10 protein-coding genes and 1 riboswitch are annotated in these 16,208 nt (G+C 71.4%); of the genes, 7 read left to right on the top strand and 3 right to left on the bottom strand.

What is annotated here, in order from left to right; genetic code table 11:
* Positions 1-4: 4 nt before the first annotated feature.
* The 4 genes from nuoL (at position 5) to recQ (ending at position 7,557) form a co-directional block, all read left to right on the top strand.
* On the top strand, positions 5-1,960 hold the full coding sequence (nuoL, locus tag AC069T_RS01820) for an NADH-quinone oxidoreductase subunit L (RefSeq protein ID WP_478780801.1): 1,956 nt from the start codon (positions 5-7) through the stop codon (positions 1,958-1,960).
* 6 nt (positions 1,961-1,966) lie between these two features.
* Positions 1,967-3,553, top strand: coding sequence for an NADH-quinone oxidoreductase subunit M (locus tag AC069T_RS01815; protein WP_478780800.1), 1,587 nt, complete (start codon positions 1,967-1,969; stop codon positions 3,551-3,553).
* Complete coding sequence (gene nuoN, locus AC069T_RS01810) at positions 3,550-5,199, top strand: NADH-quinone oxidoreductase subunit NuoN (protein ID WP_478780799.1); 1,650 nt, start codon at positions 3,550-3,552, stop codon at positions 5,197-5,199. Before AC069T_RS01815 ends, nuoN begins: the two co-directional genes overlap by 4 nt.
* A gap of 273 nt (positions 5,200-5,472) precedes the next feature.
* Entirely contained in the window at positions 5,473-7,557 is a 2,085-nt protein-coding gene (gene recQ / locus AC069T_RS01805; RefSeq protein ID WP_478780841.1) for a DNA helicase RecQ, read from the top strand.
* A gap of 44 nt (positions 7,558-7,601) precedes the next feature.
* On the opposite strand, the gene fahA is transcribed toward recQ, so the two are convergent.
* Positions 7,602-8,855, bottom strand: coding sequence for a fumarylacetoacetase (fahA, locus tag AC069T_RS01800; RefSeq protein ID WP_478780798.1), 1,254 nt, complete (start codon positions 8,853-8,855; stop codon positions 7,602-7,604).
* A 350-nt stretch (positions 8,856-9,205) separates the two neighbouring features.
* Between fahA and AC069T_RS01795 the strand changes: the two genes are divergently transcribed.
* Positions 9,206-10,084, top strand: coding sequence for an HAD family hydrolase (locus AC069T_RS01795; RefSeq protein ID WP_478780797.1), 879 nt, complete (start codon positions 9,206-9,208; stop codon positions 10,082-10,084).
* A gap of 48 nt (positions 10,085-10,132) precedes the next feature.
* Here the strand turns inward: AC069T_RS01795 and AC069T_RS01790 are convergent, their stop codons facing one another.
* Both AC069T_RS01790 and AC069T_RS01785 read right to left on the bottom strand, forming a co-directional pair.
* Entirely contained in the window at positions 10,133-10,867 is a 735-nt protein-coding gene (locus AC069T_RS01790) for a LysM peptidoglycan-binding domain-containing protein (RefSeq protein WP_478780796.1), read from the bottom strand.
* A gap of 6 nt (positions 10,868-10,873) precedes the next feature.
* Positions 10,874-11,033, bottom strand: a riboswitch (cyclic di-AMP (ydaO/yuaA leader).
* Between the two features lie 489 nt (positions 11,034-11,522).
* Positions 11,523-13,556 (bottom strand): CocE/NonD family hydrolase, encoded by a 2,034-nt coding sequence (locus AC069T_RS01785; protein ID WP_478780795.1) that lies wholly within the window; start codon positions 13,554-13,556, stop codon positions 11,523-11,525.
* A gap of 334 nt (positions 13,557-13,890) precedes the next feature.
* Here AC069T_RS01785 and AC069T_RS01780 point away from each other — a divergent pair, with 334 nt between their 5' ends.
* Together AC069T_RS01780 and AC069T_RS01775 are read left to right on the top strand one after the other, a co-directional pair.
* Positions 13,891-14,901, top strand: a complete 1,011-nt coding sequence (locus tag AC069T_RS01780; RefSeq protein WP_478780794.1) for a polyprenyl synthetase family protein — start codon at positions 13,891-13,893, stop codon at positions 14,899-14,901.
* A 242-nt stretch (positions 14,902-15,143) separates the two neighbouring features.
* Positions 15,144-16,091 carry a CHRD domain-containing protein gene (locus tag AC069T_RS01775; protein WP_478780793.1) on the top strand — a complete coding sequence of 316 codons (948 nt, stop codon included), beginning with the start codon at positions 15,144-15,146 and terminating at the stop codon, positions 16,089-16,091.
* Positions 16,092-16,208 lie beyond the last annotated feature (117 nt).

Below are 16,208 nucleotides of genomic sequence, written 5' to 3'. Positions count from 1 at the left end.
AACCGTGACTAACGCTGAGAATCTGATTGCGCTGCTGGTAGCGGCGCCGCTGCTCGGTGCGGCCGTCCTGCTGTGCGGCGGCCGGCGGCTGGACGCCGTCGGGCACTGGATCGGCACGGCCCTCGCGGCCGCCTCCTTCGTGATCGGCGCGGTCCTCTTCGCCGACATGCTGGGGCAGGACGAGGAGCACCGGGCCATGGCCCAGCACCTGTTCAGCTGGGTGCCCGTGGAGGGCTTCCAGGCGGACGTCGCCTTCCAGCTCGACCAGCTGTCGATGACGTTCGTGCTGCTGATCACCGGTGTCGGCTCGCTGATCCACCTGTACTCGATCGGGTACATGGAGCACGACGAGCGCCGCCGCCGCTTCTTCGGCTATCTGAACCTGTTCCTCGCGGCGATGCTGCTGCTCGTCCTCGCCGACAACTACCTCCTGCTGTACGTCGGCTGGGAGGGCGTCGGCCTCGCCTCGTACCTGCTGATCGGCTTCTGGCAGCACAAGCCCAGCGCCGCCACCGCCGCGAAGAAGGCCTTCCTGGTCAACCGCGTCGGCGACGTGGGCCTGTCGATCGCCATCATGCTGATGTTCACGACCTTCGGGACCTTCGCCTTCGGGCCGGTGCTCAACAGCGTGGACGACTCCGGTGAGGGCAAACTGACGGCCATCGGCCTGATGCTGCTGCTCGCCGCCTGCGGCAAGTCCGCCCAGGTGCCGCTCCAGTCCTGGCTCGGCGACGCGATGGAGGGCCCGACCCCGGTCTCCGCCCTCATCCACGCCGCGACCATGGTGACCGCGGGCGTGTACCTGATCGTCCGCTCCGGAGAGATCTTCAACGCCGCGCCGGACGCGCAGCTGGTCGTCACCGTCGTCGGTGCCGTCACGCTCCTGTTCGGTGCGATCGTCGGTTGCGCGAAGGACGACATCAAGAAGGCGCTGGCCGGTTCGACCATGTCGCAGATCGGCTACATGGTGCTGGCCGCGGGCCTCGGCCCCATCGGCTACGTCTGGGCGATCATGCACCTGGTGACGCACGGCTTCTTCAAGGCCGGCCTCTTCCTCGGTGCCGGTTCGGTCATGCACGGCATGAACGACGAGGTCGACATGCGCAGGTACGGCGGCCTCCGCAAGTACATGCCGGTCACCTTCATCACGTTCGGCCTCGGTTACCTCGCCATCATCGGCTTCCCCGGCCTGTCCGGCTTCTTCTCCAAGGACAAGATCATCGAAGCGGCGTTCGCCAAGGGCGGCACCGAGGGCTGGGTCCTCGGCGGCGCGGCCCTGCTGGGCGCGGCCATCACCGCGTACTACATGACGCGCGTGATGCTGATGACGTTCTTCGGCGAGGAGCGCTGGCGCGACGCGCCGACGCCGTCCCCGGCCGAGCCGAGCGTGGAGCCCGCCGCCGAGGAGCGCGGCGAGCACGCCGAGCCGCACCCGCACGAGTCGCCGAAGTCCATGACGATCCCCATGATCGTGCTGGCCTTCGGATCGGTCTTCGCCGGTGGTTTCTTCAGCATCGGCGACCGCTTCCTGCACTGGCTGGAGCCGGTCACCGGACACTCGCACGGCGACTCGCCGGTCAGTGCCCTCACGGTCACCCTCGCCACGATGGCCGTGCTCGTCGTCGGCGTAGCCGTCGCGTACGCGCAGTACGGCCGCCGGCCCGTCCCGGCGGTCGCCCCGCGCGGGTCCCTGCTCACCCGGGCGGCCCGGCGCGACCTGCTCCAGGACGACTTCAACCACGTCGTGCTGGTGCGCGGCGGGGAGCACCTCACGCGCTCCCTGGTGTACGTCGACCACACCCTGGTCGACGGCGTCGTCAACGGCACGGCGGCTTCGGTCGGCGGCCTCTCCGGACGGCTGCGCAAGCTGCAGAACGGCTACGCGCGCTCGTACGCGGTCTCGATGTTCGGCGGTGCGGCGGTCCTCATCGCCGCGACCCTGCTGATGAGGGCGGTCTGATACCGAATGTCTGGATCCAACACAGTCTTTCCCCTGCTGACAGCGACGGCGGCGCTCCCGGCCCTCGGGGCGATCGCCACGGCCGCGGTGCCGGCCGCGCGTCGCGTCGCGGCCAAGTGGCTGGCGCTGTTCGTCTCGCTCGCCACGCTCGTCCTGGCCGCGATCGTCCTGGTCCGTTTCGAACCCGGCGGCGACCGGTACCAGCTCACCGAGTCCCACTCCTGGATCGCCGACTTCGGCGTCAGGTACGAGCTGGGCGTGGACGGCATCGGGGTGGCGCTCGTCGCGCTGACCGCCCTGCTGATCCCGTTCGTGATCCTGGCCGGCTGGCACGACGCCGACCCCCAGGAGACCGGAAGCAGCCGCTGGCGGCCGACCCAGGGCTTCTTCGCCCTGATCCTGGCCGTCGAGGCGATGGTGATCCTCTCCTTCGAGGCCACCGACGTCTTCCTCTTCTACATCTTCTTCGAAGCCATGCTGATCCCGATGTACTTCCTCATCGGCGGCTTCGGGGACCGGGCCCACGAGCACGGCGACGCGGCGGCGGCCACGCAGCGCTCGTACGCCGCCGTGAAGTTCCTCCTCTACAACCTGGTCGGCGGCCTGATCATGCTGGCCGCCGTCATCGGTCTGTACGTGGTCGCCGGGAACTTCTCACTCCAGGAGATCGCAGAGGCCCGGGCCGCCGGCACGCTGGACATGGCGACGAGCACCGAACGGTGGCTGTTCCTCGGCTTCTTCTTCGCCTTCGCGGTGAAGGCGCCGCTGTGGCCGCTGCACACCTGGCTGCCGAACGCCATGGGCGAGGCCACGGCCCCGGTCGCCGTGCTGATCACCGCGGTGGTCGACAAGGTCGGCACGTTCGCGATGCTGCGCTTCTGCCTCCAGCTGTTCCCGGAGGCCTCGAAGTGGGCGACGCCCGTCATCCTCGTCCTGGCGCTGATCAGCATCATCTACGGGGCGCTGCTCGCGGTCGGCCAGCGGGACATCAAGCGGCTGGTGGCGTACGCGTCGATCTCGCACTTCGGCTTCATCATCCTCGGCATCTTCGCGATGACGAGCCAGGGACAGTCCGGCGCGACGCTCTACATGGTCAACCACGGCATCTCGACCGCCGCCCTGATGCTGGTGGCCGGATTCCTGATCTCGCGGCGCGGTTCGCGCCTGATCGCCGACTACGGGGGAGTGCAGAAGGTCGCCCCGGTGCTCGCGGGCACGTTTCTGATCGGCGGCCTGGCGACCCTCTCGCTGCCCGGACTCGCGCCCTTCGTGAGCGAGTTCCTGGTCCTGGTCGGCACGTTCTCGCGCTACCCGGTCATCGGCATCATCGCCACCTTCGGCATCGTCCTCGCCGCGCTCTACACGCTCGTCCTCTACCAGCGGACGATGACGGGCCCGGTGAAGGCGGAGGTCGCCGAGATGCCCGACCTCAGGGTGCGTGAGCTCCTGGTCGTCACCCCGCTGATCGCGCTGCTGATCTTCCTGGGCGTCTACCCGAAGCCGCTCACCGACATCGTGAACCCGGCGGTGCAGCAGACCATGTCAGATGTACACAAGAAGGACCCCAAGCCCGAGGTGGAGGCGGCCAAGTGAGCGCAGTAGCCGTCCACAGCCTGTGGACAACCGCGGCCGACCCGATCTCGAAGATCGACGCGCCGAAGATCGAATACGGGCAGCTGTCCCCCACCCTGATCGTCATCGGGGCGGCTGTCGCCGGGGTCCTGATCGAGGCGTTCGTGCCTCGCAAGTCCCGCTACTACGCGCAGGTGTTCCTGTCCGTCGTCGCGCTCGCCGCCGCCTTCGCCGCGGTCGTGGCGCTCGCGGCCGGCGGGTACGGCACGACGAAGGCGCACATCGCCGCCATGGGCGCGATCGCCGTCGACGGTCCCGCCCTCTTCCTGCAGGGCACGATCCTGCTGGCCGGACTGCTCGGCGTCTTCACCTTCGCCGAGCGGCGGCTCGACCCCGAGGCGCACGGCAACCGCGTCGACTCCTTCGCCGCGCAGGCCGCGTCCGTGCCCGGCAGCGACAGCGAGAAGGCCGCCGTGAAGGCCGGGTTCACCACCACCGAGGTGTTCCCGCTCCTGCTCTTCGCGATCGGCGGCATGCTGGTCTTCCCGGCGGCGAACGACCTGCTGACGCTGTTCGTCGCCCTGGAGGTCTTCTCGCTCCCGCTGTACCTGCTGTGCGCCCTGGCCCGCCGCAAGCGGCTCCTGTCGCAGGAGGCCGCGGTCAAGTACTTCCTGCTCGGCGCCTTCGCCTCCGCGTTCACCCTGTTCGGCATCGCCCTGCTGTACGGCTACGCGGGCTCGGTGTCGTACGCGACGGTCGCGCAGGTCGTCGACGGCACCGTGCAGAACGTCGATCCCGCGCTCGCCGGCACCATGGGCAACGACACGCTGCTGCTCATCGGCGTCGCGATGGTCGTCATGGGGCTGCTGTTCAAGGTCGGCGCGGTGCCGTTCCACATGTGGACCCCGGACGTCTACCAGGGCGCGCCCACCCCGGTCACCGGCTTCATGGCGGCGGCGACCAAGGTGGCCGCGTTCGGCGCCCTGCTCCGCCTCCTGTACGTGGTCCTGCCGGGCCTGCGCTGGGACTGGCGGCCGGTCATGTGGGGCGTCGCGGTCGTCACCATGCTGGGCGGCGCGATCGTCGCGATCACCCAGACCGACATCAAGCGGCTCCTCGCGTACTCGTCCATCGCGCACGCGGGTTTCATCCTCGCGGGTGTCATCGCGACGACGCCCGACGGTGTCTCCTCCGTGCTCTTCTACCTGGGCGCGTACTCGTTCGTGACGATCGGCGCCTTCGCGGTCGTCACCCTGGTCAGGGACGCGGGCGGCGAGGCCACGCACCTGTCCAAGTGGGCGGGCCTCGGACGCAGGTCCCCGCTGGTGGCGGCCGTGTTCGCGGTCTTCCTGCTGGCCTTCGCCGGTATCCCGCTGACATCCGGGTTCGCGGGCAAGTTCGCCGTGTTCAAGGCGGCGGCGGAAGGCGGCGCGGGCGCGCTCGTCGTGGTCGGTGTGATCTCGTCGGCGATCGCGGCCTTCTTCTACATCCGGGTGATCGTGCTCATGTTCTTCAGCGAGCCGCGCCCGGAGGGTCCGACGGTCGCCGTGCCGTCGCCGCTGACCACGACGGCTATCGCGGTCGGCGTGGCGGTCACGCTGGTGCTGGGTGTGGCGCCCCAGTACTTCCTGGACCTGGCGGGCCAGGCGGGAGTCTTCGTCCGCTAGAGCGACCGCGTACGTGCCGGGCCCCGGCCTCCCCTCGGAGGACCGGGGCCCGCGCGCGTACGGAGGCCCAGGACCGCGCGCGTACGGAAGTACAGAGGACCGCGGCCGCCCGTGCGTGCGCCGCGCCGCGGTGTTCGTGGAACGCAGGTGCGTGGCGCAACGGAACGGAACGGTCGCAGCCTGTGGACAACTCCCGGGGCTGTCGGTGCGGAGCCCTATGGTGGCTGTCGTGGGCGAAGCACGACATACGGGGGACGACGGGCGATGAGCGGGATGGGCGGGACAGCTGTGGTGACCGGAGCGGACGTGACGGCGGGACCGGCGGCGAGCGAGGCACTGGCCACGCTCCACCGGGTCTTCGGGTACGAGGCCTTCCGCGGCGAGCAGGGAGCCGTCATCGACCACGTGGTCGACGGCGGTGACGCCGTCGTCCTCATGCCGACCGGCGGCGGCAAGTCCCTGTGCTACCAGATCCCGGCCCTCGTCAGACCGGGCACCGGGGTCGTCGTCTCCCCCCTCATCGCGCTGATGCAGGACCAGGTGGACGCGCTGCGGGCGCTCGGCGTGCGCGCCGGGTTCATGAACTCCACGCAGGACTTCGACGAGCGGCGCGTGGTCGAGGCGGAGTTCCTGGCCGGGGAGCTGGACCTGCTCTATCTGGCCCCGGAGCGGCTGCGCCTGCAGGGCACGCTGGATCTGCTGTCGCGTGCGAAGATCTCCGTCTTCGCGATCGACGAGGCGCACTGCGTGGCCCAGTGGGGTCACGACTTCCGCCCCGACTACCTGGCCCTCTCCCTGCTGGGCGAGCGCTGGCCCGACGTCCCCCGCATCGCGCTGACCGCGACGGCCACCCACGCGACGCACCGCGAGATCACCCAGCGTCTGGGCATGCCGGACGCCCGTCACTTCGTGGCGAGCTTCGACCGGCCCAACATCCAGTACCGCATCGTCCCCAAGGCCGATCCCAAGAAGCAGTTGCTGTCCTTCCTGCGTGAGGAGCACGCGGGCGACGCGGGCATCGTCTACTGCCTCTCGCGCAACTCGGTCGACAAGACGGCCGAGTTCCTCTCGCGCAACGGGATCGAGGCGGTGCCCTATCACGCGGGGCTCGACGCGGGCACCCGCGCGGCGCACCAGTCGCGTTTCCTCCGGGAGGAGGGGCTCGTCGTCGTCGCGACCATCGCCTTCGGCATGGGCATCGACAAGCCGGACGTGCGGTTCGTCGCCCACCTCGACCTCCCCAAGTCCGTCGAGGGGTACTACCAGGAGACGGGCCGCGCGGGCCGCGACGGACTGCCGTCCACGGCCTGGATGGCGTACGGGCTGCAGGACGTGGTGCAGCAGCGCAAGCTCATCCAGGGCAGCGAGGGCGACGAGGCGTTCCGCCGCCGGGCGGCCGCCCACCTGGACTCGATGCTGGCGCTCTGCGAGACCGTCCAGTGCCGGCGCTCCCAGCTCCTCGCCTACTTCGGCCAGGACCCCCAGGCGGACCGCTGCGGCAACTGCGACACCTGCCTGGCCCCGCCGGAGACCTGGGACGGCACGGTTGCCGCGCAGAAGCTGCTCTCGACGATCGTCCGGCTGCAGCGGGAGCGGGGGCAGAAGTTCGGGGCGGTCCAGATCGTCGACATCCTGCTGGGCCGGCGGACGGCCAAGGTGATCCAGTTCGACCACGACCAGCTGTCCGTGTTCGGCATCGGCGAGGAGCTCTCGGAGTCCGAATGGCGCGGTGTCGTCCGGCAGTTGCTGGCCCAGGGCCTGCTCGCGGTCGAGGGGGACTACGGCACGCTGGTGCTGACCGAGGCCAGCGGGACGGTGCTGCGGCGCGAGCGCCAGGTGCCGTTGCGCAAGGAGGCGCCGAAGCCGGTCACGTCCCGGTCCGGTTCCGGCCGGGGGGAGAAGAAGTCCAAGGCCGCGGTGGCCGAGCTGCCCGCCGAGCTGGTCCCCGTCTTCGAGGCGCTGCGCTCCTGGCGCGCGGCCCAGGCGAAGGAGCAGGGCGTCCCGGCGTACGTCATCTTCCACGACGCCACCCTCCGGGAGATCGCCACCGCGGCGCCGGCCTCGGTCGCGGAGCTGGGCGGGATCAGCGGCGTCGGCGAGAAGAAGCTGGCGACGTACGGGGAGGGAGTCCTCGCGGCGCTCGCCTCGGTGAGCGGTGCTCCGGCCGCCGAACCCGGCCCGGGTGCGACGGCTGCCGCTGCCGGCCCGGACTCCGGTGCGGAGCCCGGCCCGGACTCCGGCCGGGGCTCCGGTTCCGCACCGGGCCCTGACTCCGGCCGGCGCTCCGGTTTTGCCGGTGCCCCCGACCCGGACTGGCCCGAGATGGACGAGGAGCCGGAGCCGGAGGACTGGATGTAGCGGCGGCGGGCGGGCAGGACGCGCCCCGCCGCGACCGGCCGGGGTCAGTTCTTCGGTACGACCCTGCCGGTCACCTCGCCGAGGCCCACCCGGGTCCCGCCCGGCCCCGGCGCCCAGGCCGTGAGGGTCACCTCGTCGCCGTCCTCCAGGAACGTCCGGGTGCCGTCGGGGAGTTCGAGGGCGTCGCGGCCGTTCCAGGTCAGCTCCAGCAGGGAACCGCGCTCGCGTTCCGTGGGACCGCTCACCGTCCCGGAGCCGTACAGGTCGCCGGTCCGCAGGGACGCCCCGTTGACCGTCATGTGCGTCAGCTGCTGCGCCGCCGTCCAGTACATGCTGGAGAACGGCGGCTCGGAGACCGGATGGCCGTTGATCGCGACGGAGATCCGCAGGTCGTAGCCGCCGGGGTCCTCCGAGGCGTCGTCCAGGTAGGGCAGCAGCGGGTGCGTGCGCTCCGGCGGCGCCACCCGCGCGTCCTCCAGCGCGTCGAGCGGGGTGATCCACGCCGACACCGAGGTGGCGAACGACTTGCCGAGGAAGGGGCCGAGCGGGACGTACTCCCAGGCCTGGATGTCGCGCGCCGACCAGTCGTTGAGGAGGCAGAGGCCGAAGACGTGGTCGCGGAACGCCGACAGGGGGACGGAGGTGCCCTGTTCGGAGGGCGCGCCGACGACGAAGCCGACCTCCGCCTCGATGTCCAGGCGGACGGACGGGCCGAAGACCGGCGCGGCGTCCGCGGGTGCCTTGCGCTGGCCCGACGGACGGATCACGTCGGTCCCCGACACGACGACCGTGCCGGACCGCCCGTGGTAACCGATCGGGAGGTGCTTCCAGTTGGGGGTGAGGGAGTCCTCCGCGTCCGGGCGGAAGATCTGTCCGACGTTGCGGGCGTGGTTCTCGGAGGCGTAGAAGTCGACGTAGTCCGCCACCTCGAAGGGCAGGTGCAGGGTGACCTCGGACAGCGGGTACAGCAGCGGCTCGATCGTCTCCCGGTGCGCCGGGACCGTCACCCACGCGGTGAGCGCGCGCCGCACGTCCGACCAGGCGGTGCGGCCCGCGGCGAGCAGGGGGTTGAGGGTCGGCCGCGCGAGCAGCGTCTCGTAGGGGGAGCCGAGCGCCCGTGCCGCGGCGCCCGCGTCGAGCACGCGGTCGCCGAGCCGGACGCCCACCCGTCGCGCACCGGAGGACGGAGCACGGCCTGACCCCTCCGCGGAGCCGCCGGAACCCGCTGGGGAGAACACGCCGTACGGAAGATTGTGCGGACCGAAGGGGTCGCCCTCGGGGACGTCGAAGGGGGGCATCGGGTGCTGCCTCGCTTTCGTGCTCGCCAGTGATCCATGTGTGTCACGCGTCGATCCATGTGTTCCACGCGTTCCAGGTGGTCGCGGCACACGTTACGTGGGAGAGGCGAGCGGAGGCAGGTCCCGTGACGGACCGCGCACCGCGTCCGAAGAGTTCGCAATGTCCGTCGAGCCGTGTCGGGCGGGGCGTTGCCGCCTTCCGGCGCAGGCGCCCACGACGGCCGCTTCGTACGGACCCGGTGATGCGCGGCGCGTGATCCCTTACGGGGGGCCGGCGTTGCTGCCGGGATACCGGACGTCGTCCGGTTCCCGCCGGGCCGTTGGGGCGCGGGATCCGTATTCTTCGGATCATGGCCGCTCCGACTGCATATTCACTCATCGCCACTGACCTGGACGGAACGCTGCTGCGCGGCGACGACACGCTCTCCGACCGGTCGCGGGCCGCGTTGGCGAGGGTGGCCGAGGCGGGCGGTCGGCATCTCGTGGTGACCGGACGCCCGGCGCCGAGGGTGCGCCCGCTGCTCGACGAACTCGGCGGCACAGGGCTCGCGGTGTGCGGCCAGGGCGCGCAGCTGTACGACGCCGGGGCCGGCCGTCTGCTGTGGTCGGTGACCCTGGACCGGGAGCTGGCCGAGACGGCGCTCGGCAAGATCGAGGCCGAGGTCGGGCAGGTCTTCGCCGCCGTGGACCAGGACGGGGTGGACGGGCTCACGCTCATCGAACCGGGCTACCTCATGCCGCACCCGACGCTGCCCGCGGTGCGGGTGCTACGGCGCGACGACCTCTGGGCCAAGCCGATCAGCAAGGTGCTGCTCCGCCATCCCTTCCTGTCCGACGACGAGTTGGCGTCGGCGGCCAGGGCGACGGTCGGTTCCCTGGCGACCGTCACCATGTCGGGACCCGGCACCGTCGAACTCCAGCCATGCGGCGTGACCAAGGCGACGGGCCTCGCGCTCGCCGCCGGGCACCTCGGTCTGTCGGCGTCGGCCACGATCGCCTTCGGCGACATGCCGAACGACATCCCCATGTTCGACTGGGCCGCCCACGGTGTCGCCATGGCCAACGCCCATCCCGAACTCAGGGCGGTGGCGGACGAGATCACCTTCTCGAACGAGGAGGACGGCATCGCGGTCGTCCTGGAACGGCTGTTCCCCGGCCCTGGGGACCGGGGAACGGCGGACGCCGTCGGGCGGGGAGCGCCCGGCACGGTCCTGCACGGGGCCCGGTAGGCGGGGCCCCGCGCGCGGGAATTCAGTACGCGCGGGCCCGTACGGTGATCAGTACGCGCCGAAGACGTTGTCGATCGAACCGTACTTGTCGGCCGCGTAGTTGCAGGCCGCCGTGATGTTCGCGACGGGGTCGTACGGGTCCATCGAGGTGCCGTCCACGTGGTACGCGGCGAAGGTCGGGTCGATGACCTGGAGGAGACCCTTGGAGGGGGTGCCGGCCACCGCGTTGGAGTCCCAGTTGTTGATGGCCTGCGGGTTGCCCGACGACTCGCGCATGATGTTGCGGTAGATGCCGTCGTAGCTGCCCGGGATGCCCTTCTGGGACATGATGTCCAGGGCTTCCCTGATCCAGCCGTCCAGGTTGTTCGCGTACGTCTTCGCGGACGCGGGGGTGACGACGGACTTGGCGGCCGTGGTGGTGCCGGTCGCGGCGCCCTTGACGGTCTTCGTGCCGACCGTCAGCTTCAGGCCCGGGCGGATCAGCGACGGGTCGCTGCCGATGACCGCGCGGTTGGCCTCGTACAGCTTCTTCCAGTCGCTGTTCTTGGTGTGCTCTCGCGCGATCTTGGCCAGGGTGTCGCCCAGGGCCACCTTGTAGGTGACGAGCTGGACCTGCGGGACCGCGGCCGGCACGGACCGGACGGCCTGCGTCGGCTGCGCTGCCTGCGCGACGGTGGCGCCCACGAGGGGGATCGCGAGTGCGGCTCCGCCCGTTCCGGCGGCGATGAGCCCGCGGGTGAGGGCGTTGTTTCCGGGACGACGGTGCTTGCCTCGAACGGCCATGGCGAAACTCTTCCTCTCCGATGCCTGCGAGGTGAGCTGTCGGGTTCGGGCTGGGAGGTGCCCGGCCGCACGGTGACATGCGACTTAACCCCGAGCCGTTCCGGTGATCCGGACCGGCGGCTTACCTGGGTCCCCCGCTCCTGCCGTGCGTGGGTGGGTGGGGTCACCGAGCGCGGCAGGATTAGGCGGGTCCGCTCGGATCGACGTGAACGTATGCGAGAGCACATGTCCGAAACAAGGCCCGATTTCCCCTGGCAAGGCATTTGATCTACCTCTGGCCAGGGGGGAAATGGTCCGATTAGACCGGAACGTGAAACTCAACTTGCCTTTAGCAAAGGGAGACTTGTCCGGCCGGACCGGCCAAAAGATCGATTTGAGCGTGACCCATTTCACGCCAACAAGCCCCATGAAAGGGGATTCAAAGCAGGCAACTCGGGCATTACTGGCTCCGGTCCGGAGGTCGGGCGGCGCGGTGGCCCGGCGGCGCTGTGGCCCGGTGGGCTGCCGGGAGCCGGGAGCCGGGAGCCGGGAGCCGGGAGCCGGAGCCGGAGCCGGAGCGGGAGCGGGTGGTCGCCGGACGGGGGCGGGCAGGTCGCCGGGCGGGCCGCCGAGGGGGAGACGCCGCGGGCCGGGCCGGGCCGAGTCCCGCCGGGCTCTAGCCCGCCGTGCGCGGGATGCGCCTCTCCCACGTCCGGTGGAAGACGACCTCGTCCCCGTCCCGGCAGATCACCTCGTCCGAGGTGATGAACTCCCCCGCCTCACAGGTGATTTGGGAGTGGGTCTCCACGCGCGCGTCCCAGGACGTGTCCGGCCGGTGGAACCGGATCGACCAGTCCGAGCGGGTGCGGGCGGACAGGGGATCACGCTGGCCGGTCGTGTACGTCTCCAGGGCGTCCTCCGTGACCTCGAGGCCGTCGGGGTACACGCGAGTGCCGCCGAGGCCCGGGTCCACCTCCAGTCGCCAGGTGCCCGCGGCGACATCGCGCACGACCAGCCGTTGTGGGCGGGGTTCGTCCAGAGTCGCCGGGACGACCGCGCCCAGCGGCTCCGACTCCTCCGGCTCCTCGAAGGTGATCGAGGGGTCCGACTCCCGTGCGCGTACGGGCAGTTCGAGCGAACTGCCGTCCGGGTGCAGCGTGAAGCCGGCGTCCGAGCCCGGCTGGGGCCAGACCCAGGGCCAGTACGCCGAGGAGACCGCGAGCCGGATGCGGTGCCCCGGCGGGAAGGCGTGACCGATGCCGCTCAGCTCGAACGTCACGTCCCGGGTCGCGCCGGGCGGCCACTCCACCGCCCGGTCCGTGCCCTCGCGGGCGGAGAGGTTCAGTACGCCGCGCGTGACGAGCGTCGACGCTCCGTCCGGGAACACGTCGCAGAGCCGCGCGATCACCTGCCCGCGCGGCACCGGCGAGGTCAGCCGCAGACGGACCCTCGGCCGCCCCAGCACCCAGGTCTCCTCCCGCACCTCGAACTCGAAGCACGCCGACTTCGCGTCCTCGTCCCGCTGGTCCGGCGGCAGGTCGGCGTCGTTGCCGAGGGGCAGGAAGCGTCCGGCGTCCAGCCCGGTGTGCAGCGGTGAGCGCACCGGCACGGGCACACCCCGCAGCGCGTACGACACCGGTGTAACCGACGGCGAGGGCCAGGCGTCCTCCCCGACCCAACGGCCGGGCAGGGCCGGGTACACCGTGGCCGGGACGTGCGAGTCGCTGATGTACGCGCGCAGGAGCGGTTCGGACAGGACACCGGTGGCGCCCCCGGCCGGGGCGGCACCGGTGTCGGGGCCGGGTTTCAGCCAGTGGTCCCACCAGCGCAGCGTCTCCTGGAGGAAGCCGATCGCCGGGCCGGGCGGCAGCCCCCGGTCGGGGTACTGGTGCGACCAGGGGCCGATCAGCCCGCGTACGCGGTCCGCCGGAAGGTGTTCGACCAGGCGCAGGACGGTGTCCCGGTACGGGTCGTGCCAGCCGCCGACCGCGAGCACCGCGGCCCTGACCGACCCGTAGTCCTCGCGCACGCTGCCGCGCCGCCAGTAGGCGTCCCGCGTCTGGTGCTCCAGCCAGGTGTGGACGAAGGGGGTCACGGCCTCCAGCCGTCCCACCCACATGTCGCGCCACATCACCTGACCGACGTAGCGCGGGTCCGGCGGCCGGGAGGCGAAGGCGAGCATGGCCGCCGCCCGGCCGTGCAGGTCGCAGGCCAGGACGGAACCACCCAGGTAGTGCCGGTCGTTGTCGTAGCGGTCGTCCGTCGAGCAGACCGCGACCACGGCCTTGAGCGGCTCGGGCGCGAGGGCCGCGACCTGGAGGGAGTCGAAGCCGCCCCGCGAGAGGCCGAACATGCCGACCCGCCCGCTGCACCACGGCTGGGCCGCGAGCCAGTGGACGACCTCGACCCCGTCGGCCGCCTCCACCTGCGCGTGCTCGTCCGCCGGCAGGCCCTCCGAGTTGCCGTGCCCGCGGACGTCCACCCGGACCGAGGCGTAGCCGTGCCCCGCGTACCAGGGGTGGCGCTGCCAGTCGCGGGGCGCGGTCCAGTCCGTCAGGCGGTACGGCAGGTATTCGAGGAGCGCCGGGACCGGCTCGTCGGTGACCGGCCGCCACACGCGCGCGTACAGGCGTGTCCCGTCCGGCAGCGGGATCAGGACGTCCTCGTGCGCCGTCTCGTAGGGGAACGACGTACGGATGTGCGTGCTCATCACGGTGACCTCGGGGAGTGGAGTGCCTCGGGCCGCGTGGCGTGCCGGGTGGCGGCGGCGCGTCACGGCACGAGAGCCTTCCGGTGGGTTCGGTACAGGTCAGGACGTATCAGGTGATCAAGAACATACCGCCCGTGATGCCGTATCGCCCGGGCATGACTGCGCCCGCTGGGGGAGGGAAGTCGTAGACGGGGGCGGTGGGCGCTCGTGGTGATCGAAACGTGACCGGATACGCTGACTTGAGTGATGGCAGCGACACATCGACAAACCGTGTCATCGACCGAATGATCGACCGAGTTCGCCATGTGATCGTCAGCAGACAGGAGAACCTCTCGTGACCGTCGTCGGGCCTTTCGGGCTGAGCGTGCGGGACCAGGCTCTCGAAGCCGATGTCCAGGCCGGATTGACGGCCGTGGAAGAGGGCTTGCTCGAAGCCACCAAGAGCGAGGTCCCCTTCATCACGGAGGCCGCCCAGCACCTCGTGCGGGCCGGCGGAAAGCGGTTCAGGCCGCTGCTCGTGATGCTCGCCGCCCAGTTCGGGGACCCCTACGCGCCGGGCATCGTGCCCTCGGCCGTGGTCGTCGAGCTCACCCACCTCGCGACGCTGTACCACGACGACGTGATGGACGAGGCGGAGGTGCGCCGCGGGGTGCCCAGCGCCAACACCCGCTGGGGCAACTCGATCGCCGTCCTCACCGGCGACTTCCTCTTCGCCCGCGCCTCCCACATCCTGGCGGACCTCGGCCCGGAGGCCGTCCGGGTCCAGGCCGAGGCGTTCGAGCGCCTGGTCACCGGCCAGATCCTGGAGACCGCCGGCCCCCGTGACGAGCGCGACCCGATCGACCACTACCTCGACGTGCTCAGCGGCAAGACCGGCTCGCTGGTCGCCGTGGCCTGCCGTTTCGGCGCGATGATGTCGGGCGCCGACGACACGGTCGTGGACGTGCTCACGCAGTACGGCGAGCGGCTCGGCGTCGCCTTCCAGCTCGCCGACGACGTCCTGGACATCGCGTCCGACTCGCACGAGTCCGGCAAGACGCCGGGGACCGACCTCCGCGAGGGGATCTCCACGCTGCCGGTGCTGCGGCTGCGTGAGCGGGTGGAGCGCCTTGGGCTCGCCGAGGACATCGCCCTGTGCGAGCTGCTCGACTCCGACCTCACGGACGACGCCCGGCACGCCGAGGCGCTGACCCGCCTGCGGGCGCATCCCGCGCTGGAGCAGGCCCGCCGGGACACCGTGCGGTACGCCGAGGACGCGCGGGCCGCGCTGGCGCCGCTGGTGGAGTGCGATGCCAAGGCGGCGCTCCTGGAGCTGTGCGACGCGGTGGTGCACCGGGCCGGCTGACCGGCCCGCCCGCCCGCGGGCCGGCGAGGGTCCCGCCCGCGCCTCGGGCTGCGCCCTCGTTCCACGCTGCACGCTCGTCCCTGCGCGCCGGACGCGCCTGAGCACCTGGGCGCCGGACGCACCCGAGCGACTGTGACGTGGGTCACATACTCACTTTGAGTGCGGAACTCCTTCCACTCCGTAGTCCCGTTCGCAGGCCGACGCCAGGGGGCGCGGCCGGGACACGGGGAGACGACGGAATCATGGGATCGAACCTCACACGCGCGGCGCGCCGCGGGCGCCTGGCCCTGGCCGGTGTCGCGGTGGCCTCGGCCGCCGCGCTCGCCGTCGCAACCGTTCCCGCGGTCGCCGACAGCGGAGCCGTCCCGCCGGGCGGCGGCACGATCCTCGCCGCCAGTCTGCGCGGCGCGGGCGAGGTGCCGGCGGCGGGCGGTCCGGCCATCCGCGACAAGGAAGGCGCGGCCCTGGAATTCATCGAGGTCGACGGCGACCGGGTGTCCGTCGCCGTGACCTGGCGCGGCACCGGCAGGCCGATCCGCCTCCACCTCCACGAGGGAGCCAGGGGCACCCACGGCGCCGTGCGGGTGGACTTCAACGAGCGGCTGAGCGGGAGCGGGCGGCACCGCGCCACCGGCACCGCCGTGGTCGAGGACACCGCCCTGCTCCAGCGGCTGACCAACGACCCGGGCGCGTTCCACGCCGATCTGCACACCGCCGAGTTCCCGGGCGGCGCGCTCCGCGGACAGCTCCACCGCGTCACCACCGCCTTCGACTTCCGCCACGCGTTCGACAGCTTCCAGGCGACGGTGGTCAGGGGCGAGCAGATCTACGCGTGCAAGCCGGTCGAGGGCGGCGGCCACGCCTTCGCCCAACGGGACGTCAGCGCCGTGTTCGGCGGCCGTATCGCGCACTCGTTCGTGGCGCCCGACTCCGGTACGCCGCAGTGGGTCGCGCCCGACGGCAGCGCGGTCACCGGGGCGGTGCTCGCCAGGACGCCGAACGGCGCCGGGAACATCCCGGAACTGGACCTGAAGGCCACCCCGTCCGGAAAGCCGCGCGGACTGCTGGCCGGCACCGCCGAGATCCTGCGCCTCAACACGGTGGGCGGGGTGGCCCCGGCCGGGTCCTGCACACCGGGCGCGATCACGCGGGTCCCCTACCGGGCCGACTACGTGTTCGTGCAGCGCTGACAGCGAGTCCCGGTCCCACGGGCGGTGTCCGCCCCACACGACCCCTACGGGTCGGGGGAGACACCGCCCCTGTGTGTCATACCGCAGCAGTACACGGAGTTGAGCCCGGGGTCTGAC

Source organism: Streptomyces sp. NPDC043867 (genome assembly GCF_056435845.1).
This window is presented reverse-complemented; position numbering and strand designations above follow the sequence as displayed.

Coding starts and splice junctions, on each gene's coding strand:
- AC069T_RS01775 (WP_478780793.1), top strand. CDS start 15,144: ATGGGATCGAACCTCACACGCGCGGCGCGCCGCGGGCGCCTGGCCCTG.
- AC069T_RS01795 (WP_478780797.1), top strand. CDS start 9,206: ATGGCCGCTCCGACTGCATATTCACTCATCGCCACTGACCTGGACGGA.
- AC069T_RS01790 (WP_478780796.1), bottom strand. CDS start 10,867: ATGGCCGTTCGAGGCAAGCACCGTCGTCCCGGAAACAACGCCCTCACC.
- AC069T_RS01785 (WP_478780795.1), bottom strand. CDS start 13,556: ATGAGCACGCACATCCGTACGTCGTTCCCCTACGAGACGGCGCACGAG.
- fahA (WP_478780798.1), bottom strand. CDS start 8,855: ATGCCCCCCTTCGACGTCCCCGAGGGCGACCCCTTCGGTCCGCACAAT.
- recQ (WP_478780841.1), top strand. CDS start 5,473: ATGGGCGGGACAGCTGTGGTGACCGGAGCGGACGTGACGGCGGGACCG.
- AC069T_RS01815 (WP_478780800.1), top strand. CDS start 1,967: ATGTCTGGATCCAACACAGTCTTTCCCCTGCTGACAGCGACGGCGGCG.